At 58.8% G+C, this 18,463-nt stretch carries 17 protein-coding genes and 1 riboswitch; of the genes, 5 read left to right on the forward strand and 12 right to left on the reverse strand.

Annotated elements, in window-relative coordinates; genetic code table 11:
• Window positions 1-5: 5 nt before the first annotated feature.
• Window positions 6-112, forward strand: a riboswitch (TPP riboswitch).
• A gap of 65 nt (window positions 113-177) precedes the next feature.
• Both thiM and thiD read left to right on the forward strand, forming a co-directional pair.
• Window positions 178-999 carry a hydroxyethylthiazole kinase gene (gene thiM / locus QU667_RS01345; RefSeq protein ID WP_304987558.1) on the forward strand — a complete coding sequence of 274 codons (822 nt, stop codon included), beginning with the start codon at window positions 178-180 and terminating at the stop codon, window positions 997-999.
• Between the two features lie 12 nt (window positions 1,000-1,011).
• Window positions 1,012-1,815 carry a bifunctional hydroxymethylpyrimidine kinase/phosphomethylpyrimidine kinase gene (gene thiD, locus QU667_RS01350; RefSeq protein WP_304987559.1) on the forward strand — a complete coding sequence of 268 codons (804 nt, stop codon included), beginning with the start codon at window positions 1,012-1,014 and terminating at the stop codon, window positions 1,813-1,815.
• 183 nt (window positions 1,816-1,998) lie between these two features.
• Here thiD and QU667_RS01355 read toward each other — a convergent pair whose 3' ends face one another.
• The 8 genes from QU667_RS01355 to QU667_RS01390 all read right to left on the reverse strand — a co-directional run bounded on the left by QU667_RS01355 (window position 1,999) and on the right by QU667_RS01390 (window position 12,838).
• A complete protein-coding gene (locus tag QU667_RS01355) occupies window positions 1,999-2,418 on the reverse strand; it encodes a pyridoxamine 5'-phosphate oxidase family protein (RefSeq protein WP_304987561.1) in 420 nt (139 codons plus the stop codon).
• 136 nt (window positions 2,419-2,554) lie between these two features.
• Window positions 2,555-4,687, reverse strand: a complete 2,133-nt coding sequence (locus QU667_RS01360; RefSeq protein ID WP_304987562.1) for a methyl-accepting chemotaxis protein — start codon at window positions 4,685-4,687, stop codon at window positions 2,555-2,557.
• A gap of 271 nt (window positions 4,688-4,958) precedes the next feature.
• Window positions 4,959-6,986, reverse strand: a complete 2,028-nt coding sequence (locus QU667_RS01365; protein WP_304987563.1) for an OPT family oligopeptide transporter — start codon at window positions 6,984-6,986, stop codon at window positions 4,959-4,961.
• A 973-nt stretch (window positions 6,987-7,959) separates the two neighbouring features.
• A complete protein-coding gene (locus QU667_RS01370) occupies window positions 7,960-9,081 on the reverse strand; it encodes a M20/M25/M40 family metallo-hydrolase (RefSeq protein WP_304987564.1) in 1,122 nt (373 codons plus the stop codon).
• A gap of 6 nt (window positions 9,082-9,087) precedes the next feature.
• Entirely contained in the window at window positions 9,088-10,368 is a 1,281-nt protein-coding gene (gene dcuC / locus QU667_RS01375) for a C4-dicarboxylate transporter DcuC (protein ID WP_304987565.1), read from the reverse strand.
• 145 nt (window positions 10,369-10,513) lie between these two features.
• Complete coding sequence (locus tag QU667_RS01380; protein ID WP_304987566.1) at window positions 10,514-11,902, reverse strand: aspartate ammonia-lyase; 1,389 nt, start codon at window positions 11,900-11,902, stop codon at window positions 10,514-10,516.
• A gap of 73 nt (window positions 11,903-11,975) precedes the next feature.
• Window positions 11,976-12,245, reverse strand: a complete 270-nt coding sequence (locus QU667_RS01385; protein ID WP_304987567.1) for a hypothetical protein — start codon at window positions 12,243-12,245, stop codon at window positions 11,976-11,978.
• A 137-nt stretch (window positions 12,246-12,382) separates the two neighbouring features.
• Window positions 12,383-12,838, reverse strand: coding sequence for an Hsp20/alpha crystallin family protein (locus QU667_RS01390; protein WP_304987568.1), 456 nt, complete (start codon window positions 12,836-12,838; stop codon window positions 12,383-12,385).
• 227 nt (window positions 12,839-13,065) lie between these two features.
• Here QU667_RS01390 and QU667_RS01395 point away from each other — a divergent pair, with 227 nt between their 5' ends.
• The 3 genes from QU667_RS01395 to QU667_RS01405 are packed head-to-tail and all read left to right on the forward strand — an operon-like array spanning window position 13,066 to window position 15,043.
• Window positions 13,066-13,428 carry an arsenate reductase family protein gene (locus QU667_RS01395; protein WP_304987569.1) on the forward strand — a complete coding sequence of 121 codons (363 nt, stop codon included), beginning with the start codon at window positions 13,066-13,068 and terminating at the stop codon, window positions 13,426-13,428.
• Between the two features lie 13 nt (window positions 13,429-13,441).
• Complete coding sequence (locus QU667_RS01400; RefSeq protein ID WP_304987570.1) at window positions 13,442-14,425, forward strand: YeiH family protein; 984 nt, start codon at window positions 13,442-13,444, stop codon at window positions 14,423-14,425.
• A gap of 9 nt (window positions 14,426-14,434) precedes the next feature.
• Window positions 14,435-15,043 carry a DNA glycosylase gene (locus QU667_RS01405; RefSeq protein ID WP_304987571.1) on the forward strand — a complete coding sequence of 203 codons (609 nt, stop codon included), beginning with the start codon at window positions 14,435-14,437 and terminating at the stop codon, window positions 15,041-15,043.
• A gap of 41 nt (window positions 15,044-15,084) precedes the next feature.
• Here the strand turns inward: QU667_RS01405 and QU667_RS01410 are convergent, their stop codons facing one another.
• The 4 genes from QU667_RS01410 to purB all read right to left on the reverse strand — a co-directional run bounded on the left by QU667_RS01410 (window position 15,085) and on the right by purB (window position 18,461).
• Window positions 15,085-15,390: a helix-turn-helix domain-containing protein gene (locus QU667_RS01410; RefSeq protein WP_304987573.1), complete on the reverse strand. Its 306-nt coding sequence runs from the start codon at window positions 15,388-15,390 to the stop codon at window positions 15,085-15,087.
• Window positions 15,387-15,731, reverse strand: a complete 345-nt coding sequence (locus QU667_RS01415; RefSeq protein WP_304987574.1) for a type II toxin-antitoxin system RelE/ParE family toxin — start codon at window positions 15,729-15,731, stop codon at window positions 15,387-15,389. Before QU667_RS01415 ends, QU667_RS01410 begins: the two co-directional genes overlap by 4 nt.
• Window positions 15,732-15,857: 126 nt before the next feature.
• Window positions 15,858-17,144 (reverse strand): adenylosuccinate synthase, encoded by a 1,287-nt coding sequence (locus tag QU667_RS01420; protein WP_304987575.1) that lies wholly within the window; start codon window positions 17,142-17,144, stop codon window positions 15,858-15,860.
• A 24-nt stretch (window positions 17,145-17,168) separates the two neighbouring features.
• A complete protein-coding gene (purB, locus tag QU667_RS01425; protein WP_304987576.1) occupies window positions 17,169-18,461 on the reverse strand; it encodes an adenylosuccinate lyase in 1,293 nt (430 codons plus the stop codon).
• Between the last annotated feature and the right edge of the window lie 2 nt (window positions 18,462-18,463).

The following is an 18,463-nucleotide window of genomic DNA, read 5'->3' on the forward strand; positions in this document are numbered from 1 at the left end:
TATATAAACCGAATAAGGGGAGCTGACAGCAGTCGGCTGAGAGGGGATGATGCGTCCCGACCCACAACCTGATTTGGATAATGCCAACGTAGGGATATATGTGCAGAGCACGCGGCTATGTCAGTTGGCATGGCCGCGTTTTTTGTGTGAAATCACTTTTACGACGGAGGAAATATCATGAACACACGAACCCTCGACCAAATCCGCGCGGCATCCCCGCTCGTCCACTGCATTACAAACTATGTCACCGTCAATGACGTGGCGAACGTCCTGCTCGCCATCGGGGCGCGTCCCATCATGGCGGACGATTCGGAGGAGGTGGAGGAGATCACCGCCCTCTGTGCGGGGCTCTGCCTCAACATCGGCACACTCAACGCGCGAACCATCCCGAGCATGATCGCAGCGGGAAAGCGTGCACGCGTTCTTGGTCATCCCGTTGTGCTCGACCCCGTCGGCGCAGGCGCGAGCGCGCTGCGCACCGCGACCGCACTGCGTATTTTGGACGAGGTTCGCCCTGCCTTGATTCGCGGTAATATTTCTGAGATTCGCACGCTTGCCGTCGGGAGCGGCGCGACACAGGGCGTTGACGCGAGTGCGGCGGATGCCGTCACCGAGGAAAACCTCATGGCTTCGGCAGATGCTCTGCGCACCTTTGCCGCACGCACGGGCGCAGTCGTCGCAGTCACGGGCGCAATCGACCTCGTGACGAACGGGAGCGACTGCTATGCCATCCGAAACGGACGCGCGGAGATGGCACGTGTCACAGGCACGGGCTGCCAGCTCTCCGCGCTCCTCGCCGCCGCCCTTGCCGCCGTCCCGTCCGATCCGCTCGCGGCAGCCGCCGAGACCGTCGCACTCATGGGGGCGGCGGGCGAGATCGCATGGGTGCAGATGGGGGAGTGCGACGGCAATGCGACCTATCGCACGCGGATCATTGACGCTGTTTATTGCCTGACGGACGAAGAACTCGCCGCGCGTATGAACATTATGAAACTCTGAGGAGGATGTACGATGAAAATGTATACGGCGCTCACCATCGCGGGCAGTGATTCGAGCGGCGGCGCGGGGATTCAAGCGGATCTCAAGACCATGACCGCGCACGGCGTTTACGGCATGAGCGCAATCACCGCACTCACTGCGCAGAACACCACGGGTGTCACGGACATCCTAGGCGTCCCGCCCGCATTCCTCGCGGCACAGCTCGATGCCGTCTTTACCGACATCCCGCCCGATGCCGTAAAGATCGGCATGGCTCATGGTGCTGCGCTCATCCGCATCATTGCGGAGAAGCTCGATGCATACCATGCGCGGAACGTCGTCGTTGATCCCGTCATGGTCGCAACGAGCGGGGCGCGGCTCATCAGCGAAGATGCCGTTGCGGCACTCGTATCGTTGCTCCTGCCGCGTGCGACCATCATCACGCCGAACATCCCCGAGGCGGAGGTGTTGTCCGACCTGCGCATCACCGACCGCACCCATATGACCGCAGCGGCGACGCGGATCTACGAGCGCACGCATACCGCCGTCCTGATGAAGGGGGGACACAGCGTCGACGATGCGAACGATCTGCTCGTCGATGGAAACGGTGCGCGATGGTTCGAGGGACGGCGCATTGCGACCACAAACACCCATGGAACGGGCTGCACCCTTTCCAGTGCGATTGCCGCGAACCTCGCACGCGGCATGGACTTGGATACGGCAGTCGAACGCGCGAAGGCATACCTCTCGGGCGCGCTCGCTGCGGGGCTCGACCTCGGCGCGGGCAGCGGCCCGCTCGCGCATGGATTTGATTTGAGGAGTGAATTTATATGCTAGACACACGCACCCGCAGGCGCACCCTCGCCTACGTCCTCCTGCGCTTCCTGCTGCCAAAGCTGCGGCGGGATTGAATGGATTTGCGCGGGGGCGATGTTGCCGCACGCATTTTTCGCTCCGTAAGTTCAAAAAAAGAGGGGAAGCCGGAATATGGCTTCCCCTCAACATATTTACAGCATATTGTTAGAGCCGGATGTGCTCGATGTGCCTCATATCCACGGTGACGACCGCCGCATCGAAGGCGATCTCGTAGAGGATGAGATCGTCGCCGACTTCGTCGATGGTCTCCTGATAGCGCGGGATCTTTGCGGCAAACAGGGGCGCGAGGTCATAGACCGTATGCGCCGACTTCACGGCTCTTCCGCTCGCGCGGACGTGCTCTACGGTATCGTTGTGCGGAACGGTGGTAAAGGCGGTGTTCGGATTCGCCGCGAGCTCGATCACCTTCTCGTTGTCCTTGAACGTGGCGAAGTAGATGCGGTGCTCCTCGGGCGCGTAGTAGAAATTCACAATGCGCACGTGCGGCAGCCCGTCCGTTGTTGTTGCAAGCGCGATTTCGCGCTGCTCGCGCATGATGCGCTCAAACGCATCCCTCATGTTCATCTGTTTTCCTCAATTCGTATCGTGGTGTGCTTTCGTACGCCTCCCGCAGGCGTGCGCCGCTGAGGGCGGCAAGGGGACTGCAGCGCGCGGGTATAAGCCCTCATGCCGCAGTCCCCTGCGTGTTCCTGTCTGTGATTTATACGCGGAACCTGCCGATCTCGCCTTGCAGCTCGGTGGCGATCTCCGCGAGGCCCTCGCTCGCCTTGGCGATGTCGTGCAGAGCGTTCGTCTGCGTTTCGACCCCCGCGCTGCCCTCCTCGCTCGTGGCGGCATTCTCCTCTGCGATGGCGGAGAGGTTCTGTACCACCTCGGCGATGGCGTGATTCTTCTGTGCGATTTCCTCGGCGGTTTTGTTGAGGCGGCTGACGACGGAGTCGGTCACGTCGACTGCCTCGGAGATGCGGTCAAACTGATGCTTCGTCTTGTCGAGGTCGACCTTGCTATCCGCGACGAGGTGTTTGGACACATCCATCGTGTCGACTGCCTGCTGCGATTTTTCCTTGAGCTCGCGGATGATCTCGCCGATCTCGTCAGTGAATCCCTTGGACTGCTCGGCGAGCTTGCGGATCTCCTCGGCGACGACGGCGAAGCCCTTGCCCGCCTCGCCCGCGCGTGCCGCCTCAATCGCTGCATTCAGTGCGAGCAGGTTCGTCTGTGCCGAGATGGACTGGATCATTGCGCTGGCTTCCTCGATGCGCTCCGCGCTCTGGTTCGTCTCATCGACGACCTGTGCGACCTGTTCCGTCGCCTTCGATGTGGCGGTCGATTTTTCGATCAGTTCGGCGAGGATCTTGGAGCCTTCGTCCTTGCGGTATTTGATGTTGCCGGCAGCCTCATTGAGCTCGCCCAACACCTTTTCGTTGACATCGGCGAGATGCTCGATCTCCTCCAGATGCAGAGCGGCGTCCTGTGTTTCCTGCGCCTGACTGGTCGCGCCCTCGGCGATGTTATGGATCGCAGAGGCGACGTTGTTCGCCGAGTCTGCCGTAGACTGTGCCGTCGCCGTCAACTCCTCGCTGGTCGCCGCGACGGACTGCGAGGCACCATTGATTTTGCCGACCATCTCGCGCAGGGCGTTCGCCATGCGGCGCAGCTCAGTGGCAATCGTGCCGATCTCATCCGTGCGTCCGAGGAACTCGTGGATGCGCTGATTGTTCTCCGCGCGCAGATCGAGGCGGGCGAAGTTCGCGATCATCCCGGCGAGTGCGCTGATCGGGTCGGCAATCCGCTTGTGGATGAAGAGCGAGAGCAGGGCGATGAGCAGGATCGTGCACAGCACCGCGATGCCGACACAGACGAGAACCATGTGCTTTGCCTTGCCGACAAAGATGTCATACTCCGTCACCGAGAGGAGTGCCCACTGTGCATCGACCCCCTCAAGGTGGAGCGGGGAGAAGACTAAGACCGATTTCTCCCCCGTCGTATTGGAGTTCCTGGTTTCGGAGTATTCGCTGTCGTCAAAGATCCGCGCGATCTGCTCCTGTGTGATGTTCGCGGTCTGATAGTAGTTCTCCATGATGCGGCTCGGATCCAGACCGTTTGCGATCAGCGTACCCTTGTCCGTGAAGAGCGCGTAGAACTCCTGCTTCGAACTCATCTGCGCAATGGCATCCTGCAGATTGTTGACGTTGATGTCCATGAGAACGACACCAAGATACCTGCCGTTTTCCATGATGGGGAAGCTCAGCGTGATGAGCAGCGTTTTCTTTCCGTGGTCGTCATAGTAGTACGGCTCGGTCAGGTGGGGCTTCAGCGACTTCTTCGGCTCCTTGTACCACTCGCTGCTGTCGACATCGTTGAGCGCACTCAGCCCGTTCGTGCGCGAGACATACATATTGAGCCGTCCCGTGGGATCGCCGAACGGTGCGCCCGCCATTGCGGCATCGTTGCCGTCGTAGGCGTTCGGCTCAAAGATGATGCCGGCACCCGTGAGGTTCGGATTCACGTCGAGCGCTGCGTTGAGGTAGTCCGGAATGCGGTTGCGTGACCGCATCTGCACCGGATGGCTCATCTCCTCATGGAGGAGGGACTGGATCAAATCTGCGGTGTTTCTCGCGGAGTTGTACTGATCCTCGATCGAGGCTCCGATTTTACCCGTCGCCTCAAATTTTTCCGCCGTTCCGCGCTCGCTGAGCGCCTCAAACGACATATAGGCGACGACCGCCATCACGATTGCCACCATGACGACGACACCCAGCGCTACCATTGCGTTGATTTGAAATCCGATGCCGCGTCCCGTTCCCGGTTGTTCTTTCATTGCTTCCTGCATGGTTTTTCAGCTCCTTTGATAGGGTAACCGTAAATAAAAATGGATATAGTTCTCCTTTCCGTATGGGGATCTTCTTAAAGACTTGACGCTAGTATAGTATATTATGGGAGGGGATACAAGCACAAATTTTCCAAGAAATAAAATGATAATGATAGTATTTAAAGAAATTTCAAAAAGTTATTGATTGCATCGAACTTCCAATGCTGTAACGCATATGAAAACACGCCGCCCGACGAACGGACGGCGTGCCTGTGTCAAAGACCAGGAGCGGTCAGGACGATTTCTTTCCGCTCAGCACAACCTTGCTGAAGAGGGCGAGGATGCCGAAGAAAACGAGGAGGCCGAGCATCTCTGCGGTATCGGCGAAGTCGCTGCCGACCATTGCGAGCGGTGCCTCGCCGCCGCCGTTCGAAACGGAGACGACGATGACACCTGCAAGCAGGACGCCGACGATGGACTCGCCGACGATGAGCCCCGAGGCGAAGAGTGTGCCGCGCCTGAGACCTGCCGCCTCGGCGTTCGAGCCGCCGGTCTTACGCATATGGCGGTTGAGGACGTAGCCGAGGATCGCACCGACAACGAGCGGCGTCTGGATGACGGGCGGGAGGTAGATGCCCATGCCGACGGCGAGCGGCGGCAGACAGAGATTCTTTGTCGTGCGCTTGAGGAAGAGATCGATCAGGACGAGGATCACGCCCACGCCGATGCCGATATAGATGTACTCCCACGCGAGTTTGCTGGAGAAGATGCCCTGTGCGATGGTGGTCATGAGCACAGCCTGCGGCGCGGAGAGCGCCTGTGCGGGATCCATTCCCGGACGCGGCATCGCGCCGGGGAAGCCGTACGCCTCATAGAGGAGATTCAGCACGGGGGCGATGACGAGTGCGCCGACCACGCAGCCGATGAGGAGCGCGACCTGCTGCCGCCACGGCGTTGCTCCGACGAGCCAGCCCGTCTTGAGATCCTGCATATTGTCGTTCGAGATGCAGGCGATGGCAAGGATGATCGAGGTGGTAAAGATGGCGGTCGCCGTCGCGAACTTCTCGCCGCCCGGCATCTCAAAGATGCCGAACGAGGAGCAGAGCGCATACATGACGAGAGAGGCGACAATGATGCCGAGGATGCCGATGCCCGAGATCGGACTGGAGGATGTGCCGACAAGACCCGCCATGTAGGCGCAGGCGGCAGCGACGAAGAAGCCCATGAGAACCGAAACGCCGACCCCGACAATCGAGAAGATCAGCTTTTGGCTCGGCGGAATCTGCTCCGGGCTGACGAACATAAAGAAGATGGCAAGAAGCCCGATGACTGTGACCGTAAAGACGAGCGCGATGCTCTTCATCGACATATCAATGTCCATGCGGTGCAGTCCCTTTTCCTCGCCGGTCGTGCGTGCGCCCGCAATGGACTCCTTCACGCCGTCGATCACGGGGCGCGCGAGGGTGATGAGCGTCCAGATCGCCGCTACGCCCATCGCGCCCGCGCCGATGAGACGTACCTTCTGCTGGTAGATCATCCCGGCGAATTTCTGCATCGCCATGCCGTCGGGCGGCATCTCCGCCATGGTGAAGTAGGGGACGAACCCCGCCCATGCGATAGCGATTCCCGTCAGCATGGCAAGTCCGCTCGCAATGCCGATCAGGTAGCCCGCACCCACGAGCGCGGTGGAGTAGCCCAGAGGCAGCTGTGTCATGCCTCGCCCGACGTGAAACCACGCCGAGAGCGAACCGCCGAGCACCTGCAGACCGTTCGTGAGGAATGCGACCACGCTCGCGACCGCGCTGCCCGCGAGGATCTCCTTCAGTCCGGAATCGGTCTTGCCGTCCGCCTTGGTCTGGCTGCCGACCTTCAGAATCTCGGCGGCGGCAACGCCCTCGGGATATGCGAGATCGCTGTGGACGACCATCGCGCGGCGCAGCGGGATGGTAAAGAGCACGCCGAGACAGCCGCCGCACGCAGAAACCACGAGTGTCTGCCAAAACTGGAAGCCGTGCCAGTAGCCGATCATGAGCATACCCGGGATGATGAAGATGATGGCGGACAGCGTTCCCGCTGCCGATGCCTGTGTCTGCACCATGTTGTTCTCAAGGATGTTCGCGTCCTTTGCCATCTTCAGAATCGCCATCGAGATGACCGCCGCCGGGATTGCCGACGAGAACGTCAGGCCGACCTTGAGCCCGAGGTACACATTCGATGCCGTGAAGATGATCGTGAGGATCGCACCGAGCAGCATACCGCGCACGGTAAGCTCGGGGAGCCGCAGCTCGTGTTGCATAAACTCGTTCTGCGCATCTTTCATGCAAGAATCACCTGTCCTTTTGTCCAATAAAGAAAAAAATAACAACAGCATTATAACACAAGAATGATGAATATGAAATTATAAATTATTGTATACAGAAAATTGATGACAAAATGAATTCGTGCATCGGACGGCATTGGCGGTTCCGTTCGGCGTGTCCTCCGCGATTTTGGTGGGTGGAACGGGGGAGCTTGTGCCGTCATTCCATGGGGGAGCACGGATCAATTCAGTGGGGCGGCGATTCTCAAAAACGCAAAATAAAACCGCCGACAGACTTTCTCGTCATCTGTCGGCGGTCATGAGGAAAATACGGGAAGTGATAGGTAACTCTCCTGCATCTACACGATCTCTGCTTCATTCCGTACCACAGCTAGCATGGGGCGCGGAACTTTCCTTCCAAACGCTGAGAAACTACCTCGACATACATCCGGCGCATCCCCCGCAACTCCGCTCGCGGGAAACCATTCCTCCACGCCGCGCCATGTACGCCCCTGTGCCCGTCCTCTGCGGGCTGCCGCATTCCCTGTCGCACCTCTGATACATCCGTCCCGTCGCGCGCCGGGACTCGACCCTCCTGTGCGAACCTCCGGATCTTCTGCGGCCATTCAATGACCCATCGGAATCTCCTCCCAGTCCGTCAAGGAACTCCGGCCGTGCCGGCTTCGCCATCGGCGAAGCTGCACCGCCGTATCCCTCTCCAACAACCGTCGGTCAACACTGTGGAAACTCCGGAGAACTCGTCCCATATGTTTACGGCTCATATGGGAGCGCCTGTCCTGAATCAAGCGATCTGCGAATCCTCCTTAACTATCTTTAGTATAGTCAAACTTCAGAAGATTGTCAATACCGTAAAAAGAAAAATTTGAGGAATTGCCGCTCAAAAATTTGTGATGCGTTTGTCCGTACTTCTCCCATGACAGAGCCGGCACGTCAAGCAATGCAGCTGCCTGATGTGCCGGCCTTGTCGTTTCGGTTATTCGGTGATTTCACGCACGATGGCGAGCGTCAGCTCCGCCGCGTCATAGAGATCCTGCTCGTGGATGCTCTCCTCCTTCGTGTGGCAGTCCGTCATGCCGACGCCGAGGACGGTCGTCGGCACACCGTAGGCATTGAAGTGGTTCGCATCCGAGCCGCCGCCCTCCTCCTCCAGCACGACGGGGAAGCCGAGCTGTTCTGCGGCGCGGCGCAGATAGCGGATGGGGAGCGCGTCGGGGGGCAGTTCGTAGGGATCGTAGTCCTTTTTGATGTCGATTTCTGCGGTACAGTCCGTCCCGTCGAGGGCTGCGTTTACACTGTCCACCATACGCTGTGTGAGTGCGTCCAGTTTCGCCTTGTCGCGGCTGCGCGTTTCAAAGTTCAGCGTGCAGAACTCGGCGACGACGTTGGTCGCTGTGCCGCCCTCAATCTTGCCGACGTTGCAGGTGGTCTCCTCGTCGATGCGCCCCTGCGGAACGGCAGTGAGCACTCTGCCCGCTGCGGTGATGGCGTTCCTTCCTGCGTCGGGGTCGATGCCCGCGTGCGCCGCCTTGCCCACGATGCGTACGGCAAGCTGATTCTTGCCGGGGGCTTTGAACGCGGCTGTGCCGGCGTGTCCGTGCGTGTCGAGCGTATAGCCGAGGTCAGCGTGCAGGAGACCCGTATCCAGACAGCGCGAGCCGTTGACGCCGCCCTCCTCGGCGACGGTAAAGACGATCTGGAGATCGCCGTGCGGGATGTTTTGCTCTTTCAGACAGCGCAGCGTTTCGAGGATGGCGACAACGCCCGCCTTGTCGTCCGCGCCGAGAATGGTCGTGCCGTCGGAGCGGATGATGCCGTCCTTGAGGGTCGGCTTGATGTTCGTGCACGGTTCGACACAGTCCATATGTGCCGTCAGCATGACGGTGGGGACGCCTGCGACCGTGCCTTTGAAGTTCGCGACGATATTGCCCGTGTTTCCGCCGAGCGCCTTGCCTGCCCCGTCCTCGTGAATCTCCGCCGCACCGAGGTCACGCAGGCGCGTTGTCAGCAGATCGGCGATTTCGCGCTCATCGAGCGTGGAGCAGCGGATGGAAACCAACTCGAAAAACTCGTCCAGTACGCGCTTTTTGTCAATCATAGCTGCCTACTTTCCGAGGAAGAGGACGATCATAAAGGTGATCGTGGCGAGCAGCATCGGGAGCGCGTTGCGCTTCGAGAGCTCCATCGGGCTGACCTTGGCAAGTCCTGCACACACGAGCGCCGCACCCGCGACAGGGGACATGGAGCGTCCGATCGAGCCCGCCATCTGCGCGAGCGAGCCGAGGTCGATGATGCTCATGCCGAACGATGCCGCCTGTGGGGTAATCGCGCCGTTGAACGCGAGCGCCGCTGCATCGCCCGAGCCGGAGATCACGGCGATGATGAATGGCCCGAACGCGCCCGCCATCTTGGCGACGGACTCCGAACCCTTCATCGCCTCAATCAGCGCATCCGTGAGCCCCATTGCCGCCATGCCGGCGGTAAAGACGGCGGCGGCGACGATGAGACCGATGACGCCGCCGTATGCCTCGCCCATGCCGTCAAAGAACTTCTTCGTGATCTCCTGCGGGTTCTGCCGCGTGACGATGAGGGCGAGCACCGTGCCGACGATCATCGCCGTTGGGACATCCGTGAGCGGCAGGACGGCGATCTGCTTGCTGCCGAGCACGAGCAGGACGAGCGGAACGAGGGGGACGAGCGCGTAGATCGGGTTGACTTTGAAATTCCTGCCGCCCTCCTCCTTTTCGAGCTGTGCATGATAGGCGAGACGGCGCGCCTCATCGGGCCCTTCCTTACGTATTGTTGCAATGATGGTCAGTGCGACAACGGCGACGATGGATGCGACAATCGCGGCGGGCACCTGTGCCATGATGACGGTCATGAGATCGGTCTGCGCGAGATCGGCGACGAAGATGTTGTGCGCCTGTCCCGGGCTGATGGCACTGCCCCACGTCCCCGCGAGCACTGCCGCACCTGCCATCGCGGGATGAACGCCCGCTGCCATGAGCGTCGGGATGAGGATGCTGCCGACCGCCGCCGAGCAGCCCGCCGCGCTCGGGATGGCGATGTTGATCCACCACGTCAGCAGCGTTGCGAGCGGGATGAGGATGAACTTGCTCCGCGTAATCACACCCGAGATGGACTCGACGAGATGGCGGTCACAGGTCGTGATCTTCATGACGAACGAGAAGCCCATGACCGTACAGATCACGGGCACGAGTGAGCCGTGTACCATCGTCTTGCTGAACGTCGCGACTGCATTGCCCGTGACACCGCCGATGAAGCACATGAGAAAGCCGGCTGCGAGCAGCACCATGCGTGTCTCGTACTTCTTGATGATGGCGGCAAAGGCTAGAATGACAATGATTCCACCTGCAATTGCCAATGAAAAGACCTCCTTTGATACGTTGATAAAGACCCTAAAACAATATAAAATTTCGACAAAAAGAAAGATACTCCTTCCATTTATCGAAAAAGAGCGGGAACGCGCACAAAAGGGAAGTACCGCCCATGATACTCCCCTTCGTTCGCTACTCTGCGATCCCCGGACGCGTCATCTGGCGCGGCGAGAGGATGTGATTCAGTTCTTTTTTCGTGAGGATGCCCTGATCGAGGATGATCTCGCGGATGGGCTTGCCCGTGGTATATGCCTCACGCGCCAGTTCGGCGGACTTCTCATAGCCGATGTGCGGCAGGAGCGCCGTCACGATGCCGACGCTGTTGTCGAGCCACTTCTGACACTGCTCGACGTTCGGCTTCAGATCGACGAGGAGCTTGTCAACGAAGGTGTTCACCGCGCGCGTGATGTAGTTCAGAGAGTTGAACATATTGAACGCCATGACCGGCTCCATGACGTTCAGCTCGAACTGGCCGTTCTCCACGCCGAGCGTCACGGCGAGATCGCCCACGATGACCTGATAGCACGCCTGGTCGAGCACCTCGGCAATGACGGGGTTGACCTTGCCCGGCATGATGGACGAGCCCGGCTGACGCATCGGGAGATGCAGCTCGTTCAGCCCGCAGCGCGGCCCCGATGCCATGAGGCGGAAATCGTTTGCGAGCTTGATGAGGACGAGCGCCGCATTTTTGAGCGCGGAGGAGAAATCGGCGAACGCGTCTGTGTTGTTCGTCGCGTCGATGATGTTCTGCGAGGTGCGGTACTGCTCGCCCGTGATCTCGGAGAGACGCTTTGCGACCGCCTTGATGTAGGCGGGCTCGGCGTTCAGCCCCGTGCCGATCGCAGTGCCGCCCATGTTGATCGTATGGATGTGGCGCAGGACATAGCGGATGCGGCGCATGGAGCGGCGCACGGCAGACGCGTACGAGCCCATCTCCTGTCCGAGCGTGATGGGAACGGCATCCTGTAGATGGGTGCGTCCCATCTTGAGGATCGCGCGGTACGCCGTCGCCTTTTTCTCAAGCTCCGTGGCGAGGCGGTCGAGCGCAGCGAGAAAGACCGCTCCCTTTGCCGAGAGGCAGACCTTGATGCCCGTCGGGAATGCGTCGTTGGTGGACTGCGCCATGTTCGCGTGGTTGTTCGGCGAGATGATGTCGTAGCGTCCCTTCGGCTCGCCGCGCAGCTCAAGCGCACGGTTGCAGAGCACCTCGTTCATGTTCATGTTGATGGACGTGCCCGCGCCGCCCTGGATCGGGTCGACGGGGAACTGCTCGATGAGACTGCCCGCGATGATCTCATCCGCCGCGCGTACGAGCACGTCGCCGATTTCGTGCGGCAGACGGCCCGTGTCCATGTTTGCGAGTGCCGCCGCCTTTTTTACCTGCGCGAGTGCCTTGATGAAGTCGGGGTCGAGCTTCTGCCCCGTGATGTTGAAATTTTCAATGGCACGCATCGTCTGCACGCCATAGTAGACATCATCGGGGACTTCCAGTTCGCCGAGAAAATCGTGTTCCTTTCTCATGGTGCTCTCTCCTTTGCCTTTTGAGGAACTTTTCAACAATTGTATACAGTATACAACATAAACAAAGAAATGGCTATATTTTTTTTCGCAAGAAAGAGAGAGCGGTGTAGGTACCGATCTCCTGTCCCATGCCAAAATTTTCTTTGGAGCCGACGTAGACGCTGATTTTGTGGCGGAGTTTTTTGGTTTCGTCCCGCCATCCCGTCATTCCGACGGCAAAGATGTCCGTATAGTCCGTGTAGTGGAGCATGGCGTTGGCATAGTGTACCGCGGCATTGACCGCATAGGCGTTGATGTTGCTGAAGTTCGGCTCCACCGACGGTACGGAGGCTTTCTTTTTCATGCGCGTTGCTCCTTTGTTCTTGTGATGAGGGATTACTGTTTCATGAAAATCATAGCGTGCAGCTGACGGATTGTCAAACGGCAAAAAAACACGGACACAATGCATAGTGCATTGTGCCCGTGTTCCTTTTCGGGAGATCAGTGAATCTCGATCTGCTTGCGTGCGGGTGCGTCCGCCGTCTTTGGCAGGTTTACCTGCAGCACGCCGTCCTTGAACTCGGCGTGGATGTTCGCGTCGTCGATGCCGTCGATGTAGAACGAGCGGCTGACTTCGCCCGTGTGACGCTCGCGGCGGATGTAGTTGCCAGCGTCGTCCTTCTCGTCGTTGGACTCACTGTGCGAGGCGGCAATCGTGAGATAGCCGTTCTCGTAGTGGAGGGCGATGTCCTCCTTCGTCATGCCCGGCAGGTCGGCGGTCAGCTCGTAGTGGTCGCCGCTGTCCTTCACGTCCACCTTGAACGAGGCGGCGCCCCAGTTCGCAGCGGGGAAGTCGTGGAAGAAGGAATCGCGCATCGCGTCGAAGAGTGCAAACGGATTCGCGCTGTCACGCTGCGTGAGATTCCGGCGTCCGGCAAAAGGTACAAGTCCAAACATGATGATCAACTCCTTAGAGATGCTGCGGCGGTACACTGTTTGGAATGCACGCCGCTGTTCGTTGTTGTTTGATTGGGAAGGTGCTGCTTGTTGTTCACCTTTCGATTGTTATTATACCTCAAATAGTCAAAAAGTCAATAGGTCAAAAAGAAAAATTTGAAAAATTTTTGGGAGGGACTATAATGGAGAACGTAATGTGATGGATTTCCTGCAAGGAGAGATGAGGCATGGATAAAGAAGTTCTTTTTATCGGCTATCCGAAGTGCTCGACCTGCCAGAAGGCGGAGAAGTTTCTGCGGGCGCACGGCTGTGAGGCTCCGATGCGCGATATTGTGACGGAGAAGCCGACGGCGGAGGAGCTGCGTACGTGGCACGCACGGAGCGGGCTGCCGCTGAAGCGGTTCTTCAATACGAGCGGGATGCTCTACCGTGAGCTGGGGCTGAAGGACAAGCTGCCCTCAATGACGGAGGAGGAGCAGTACGCTGTGCTCGCCTCGGACGGGATGCTCGTAAAGCGTCCGCTCCTCATCACGCATGACCGTGTGTGCACGGGTTTCCGTGAACAGGAGTGGGCGGAGATTTTTGCGTGAGAGAGGTGTATGTATGAAACGCGAATACATGGACGGCATTTTCTATGCGCTGCTCTTTGCGATCCCGGCGTACATTCTGGGGCTGTATTTTCCGATTGTGGGCGGCCCTGTGTTCGGCATCCTGCTCGGTATGCTGTTCGCGAAGAAGCGGCGGCCGAAGACGACCGAGAGCGGGATCAAATTTACGGGCAAGAAGATTTTGCAGTATGCGATCATCTTGCTCGGCTTTGAGATGAATCTCTTTCATGTGGTGGAGGTCGGGGAGCAGTCGCTCTATGTCATGATCTTCACGCTGCTTGCGGCGTTCGGCGCGGCGTTCCTGATGGGAAAGGTTCTGGGGATGGATCGCGATATGACCGCGCTTGTCGGCGCGGGGACGGCGATCTGCGGCGGCTCTGCGATTGCGGCGGTCGCGCCCGTCATTGGGGCGAAGGATCGGGATGTTGTGATCTCGATTGCGACGATCTTTTTCTTCAATGTGCTTGCGGTCTTTATCTTCCCGTTCCTCGGACACAGCTGGGGAATGTCGGATGCGGGCTTCGGGATGTGGGCGGGGACGGCGATCAACGACACGTCATCCGTGGTCGCAGCGGGCTATGCCTACAGCCATGATGCAGGTGCGTACGCGACGATTGTGAAGCTGACGCGCACGCTGATGATTGTGCCGGTCTGCCTGTTCTTCGCCTTGCTCATGATGCGCAGTGCGGCGCAGAGCGGCGCGGGTTTCTCGCTGAAGCGCATCTTCCCAATGTTTGTGCTCTACTTTGTGCTCGCGTGCATTGTGAACACGACAGGCATTCTCCCCGCCGAAGTTTCGCACGGGCTTGGGATGCTCGGCAAGTTCTCGATTGTGCTCGCGATGAGTGCAATCGGGCTGAACACGGATCTGCCGTCGCTCATCAAACACGGGACGCGTCCGCTCCTGCTCGGCATGGTCTGCTGGATCGCCGTCGCGGGTACGTCGCTCATCGTGCAGCACGCGTTGGGGCTTTTATAAGGAGAAATCATGATGGAAGAGCATGAAATTGAGCTGCGTCCGTTCCCTCCGTTTCTGCCGCCGAACGCAACGGTGATGATGATGGGGACGTTCCCGCCAAAGCCGGAGAAGCGGACGATGGAGTTCCACTATCCGAATTTCCAAAACGATATGTGGCGTGTCTACGGGTTGGTATTCTTCGGCGATGCGATGCACTTTCAGCATGGGGAAGAAAAGGCGTTTGACGCGGAGAAGATCAAGGCGTTCCTCACGGAGCGCGGCATCGCCTCCTGTCCGACGGTGCGCCGCGCGATTCGTGAACACGACAATGCCTCGGACGCGTTTCTTGAGGTGGTGGAGAAGGTCGATCTGCCCGCCGTGCTCGCCGAGATTCCGCGCTGCCGCCGCATCTGCACGACGGGCGGCAAGGCGACGGAGATCCTGCTCACGCTGCTTGCGACGGAGGTCAAGGCAAAGGATTTCAAAACGGGGATGACCATTGCCGCACGCTGCGGCGACCGCGACCTCCTCGTCACGCGACTCCCGTCTACCTCACGCGCCTATCCGATGAAGCTCGAAAAGAAGGCGGAGGCATATCGGAAGTTTTTCGTTGAGGCGGGATTTACGGTGGCAGAATGATAAAACGAGGATTGCCGCATACGGCAATCCTCGTTTTTTGGTCAGCCCACAATGGAACATTGGTTGTTTTCGAGCAAGTGAAGCAGTCGGCTGGATGGTCCCGACGGTTGATTCCTACCGGTTTCCCATGCTTTGACGGTGCGGCAGGAAACACCGAAGTAAGAAGCAAATGTCCTTTGCGTTACTCCTTCCCGTTGACGAATGCTCTTGATTCGTTCCGGCGAATAGATTGGCACGGTCGCTATTTCGAGCGTACGGTGTTCTCTTTGAAGTTTCGTGTCGCCGCTCTCTGCATCGGCCATAGCCTCGTCTATGGCGGCAGACAGAACGGAAAAGGCTGTACTCATTCCGGTATCCTCCTTTTTTGTAGAGATTTCTCAAGTTGTTCGATTTGCTTCTTGAGGATTGTGCATTCCGCAGAAGAAAGGTTTTCCTGTTCGTTTTTGGCAAAGACAGCAAACAGATAGATGCGTTCGTATTCTTCGAAGTCGACATAACAGATGCGGACACTGCCGCGCTTTCCACGATGCTCATACGGAAATCGCATCTTACGCAGACGCCCTGTACCCTGAATCACATTGCCCAATTTCGGATGCTGCAAGAGCGCATACTCCAAGCGGCGTAAATCTTTGTCGGTAAAATGAAGGCGTTTCCACTCTTTGAGAAATACCGTTGCTTGGATAAACATTCTGGATAGTTTCAGTGGAATCACCTGCCTCTTGAAGATAGTTTACTACGATTGAATCGTGATCGTCAAGAAAAAATGGCACGATACAAGCGTCTGCTCATACCGTGCCGTTTGTTATGCGATTCCTTAGAAAAGATCCTCAGCGAGGATGATGGTCTGCTCGCGCGAGGGTCCGACGGAAACGATGCCGAGGGCGATGCCCGTGACCTCTGCCATGCGTGCAAGGTATTTGCGCGCGTTCTCGGGCAGCGCGTCGTAGCTGCGGATGCCCGAGATGTCCGTCTTCCACCCGGGGAAGGTCTCGTAGACGGGTTCGACCTCGGCGAGGATATTGAGGCTCGCGGGAACGCCCTTCAGCAACTCACCCCGATACTTGTAGCCCGTGCAGATCTTGATCTCGTCGAAGCCGTCGAGGATGTCAAGGCGCGTGACTGCCATGTAGTCGATCCCTGAGAGCAGCCCTGCGTGACGGACGACGACGGCATCGAGCCAGCCCGTGCGGCGCGGACGTCCCGTGACCGTGCCGAACTCATGCCCTGCCTCGCGCAGTTTCTCACCAATCTCATTGAGCTGCTCGGTGGGGAAGGGACCCTCGCCGACGCGTGTGCAGTATGCTTTCACAACGCCGACGACCTTGTTGATCTTCTTCGGCGCAACGCCTGCGCCGATGGTGACGCCGCCCGAGATGGGGTGCGATGCGGTGACGTATGGGTACGTTCCGTAGTCGATGTCGAGCATGGTCGCCTGTGCGCCCTCAAAGAGCACCTTGCGTCCTGCGTCGATCTCCTCGTTGATGAGGGGGATGGTGTCGGTGACGAGCGGGCGCAGACGCTCGGCGTAGCCCTGATACTCCTTCAGAACTTCCTCGTAGTCGAGCGGTTCGTGGTGGTAGACGGCGGCAAGTTCGCCGTTCTTATTGTCGAGGTTTTTCTTGAGTTTTTTCGCAAACTCGTCCTTTTCCATGAGGTCGCAGACGCGGATGCCGATGCGGTCGTCGCGATCCATGTAGCAGGGGCCGATGCCACGCCCCGTCGTGCCGATCTTGTCCGCGCCGCGCTGCGCGTCGCCGATGCCGTCCATGAGGCGGTGATAGGGCATGACGACGTGGGCACGGTCGGAGATACGGATATTCGAGGTGTCGATGCCGCGTGCCTCCATAGCGTCCATTTCCTGTAAGCACACCTCAGGGTCAAAGGCGACACCGTTCGCGATGATGTTGTGTGTACCCTTGTAGAGGATGCCCGAGGGGAGAAGGCGCAGCTTGTACTCCTCACCTGCAGCGACGACGGTATGCCCCGCGTTGCAGCCGCCCTGGAAGCGGACGACGGTGTCCGCCTTGCTTGCGAGGTAGTCGACGATCTTTCCCTTGCCCTCGTCGCCCCACTGCGTTCCCGTGATAACGATGGTTGACATAGATATAGTCCCCTTTATTTTTTCTCAGAGTCCGAAGCGTGCAAAGATGGAGTCCACATGACGCAGGAAATAGGTGTGGTCGAAACATGCTTCGATTTCATCCTGCGTGAGATGGGCGGCGATGTCCGCGTCCTTTTCGATGTTCGTACGGAAATCCTCGTTGTCGAGCCAGCGCTTCATGGCGTTGCGCTGTACCCAGACGTAGGCGGTCTGGCGCAGCACTCCCTTGTTGACGAGTGCCGTGAGGATGCGCTGACTGTAGATCAGTCCGCCCGTGCGGTTCATGTTGTGCATCATGGCATCGGGGTAGACCAGCAGCTTGTCCACGATGTTCGTCAGCTTGTGCAGACAGTAGTCCACGTTGATGGTCGTGTCGGGCAGGATGACGCGCTCGACGGAGGAGTGCGAGATGTCGCGTTCATGCCAGAGGGTGATGTTTTCGAGTGCTGCGACGGCGTTGCCGCGCACGAGACGCGCCATGCCGGAGACGCGCTCGCAGTTGATCGGGTTGCGCTTGTGCGGCATCGCGGACGAGCCCTTCTGTCCCGGCTTGAAGAACTCCTCCGCCTCGCGGATGTCCGTGCGCTGGAGGCTGCGGATCTCCGTTGCGATCTTCTCCATCGTGCCCGCAAGGATGGCGAGCGTTGTGATGAACTCCGCGTGACGGTCGCGCTGAATGACCTGCGTGGCAAGGCTGACGGGCGTGAGCCCCAGTTTTTTGCACGTCAGCTCTTCGATGCGCGGGTCGATGTTGGAGTAGGTGCCGACCGCGCCCGAGAGCTTACCGACGGAGACGATCTCCTTCGCACGCGTCAGGCGCTCGATGTCGCGGTCGATCTCGCCGCTCCACAGGAGCAGCTTCAGTCCGAACGTCATCGGCTCTGCGTGAATGCCGTGCGTGCGTCCGATGCACGGGGTCTGACGGAACTCCTCGGCACGGCGGCGTAGTACTTCACGGAAGGCATGAAGATCCTCCAGGATGATCGCAGCGGCATCGCGCATCATGATGCAGTATGCCGTATCCTTCACGTCGCTTGAGGTCAGCCCCTTGTGGATGTACTTCGAGTCCTCGCCGACATTTTCCTCCAGATTCGTGAGAAATGCAATGATGTCGTGATCGGTGGTCTTTTCGATCTCGTTGATGCGTGCGACATCGAACTTGGCGTTCGCCTTGATGTTCTGCACGGCGGCGGCGGGGATCTCGCCCAGCTCCGCCATCGCCTCGCATGCGGCAAGCTCCACGTTCAGAATGGTTTGCCACTCGTTTTGCAGCGACCAGAGACGCCCCATCTCCGAGCGTGTATATCTCTCTATCATGT

Origin of the sequence: Selenomonas dianae (genome assembly GCF_030644225.1) — a bacterium.
GTDB classification, from domain to species: domain Bacteria; phylum Bacillota; class Negativicutes; order Selenomonadales; family Selenomonadaceae; genus Centipeda; species Centipeda dianae.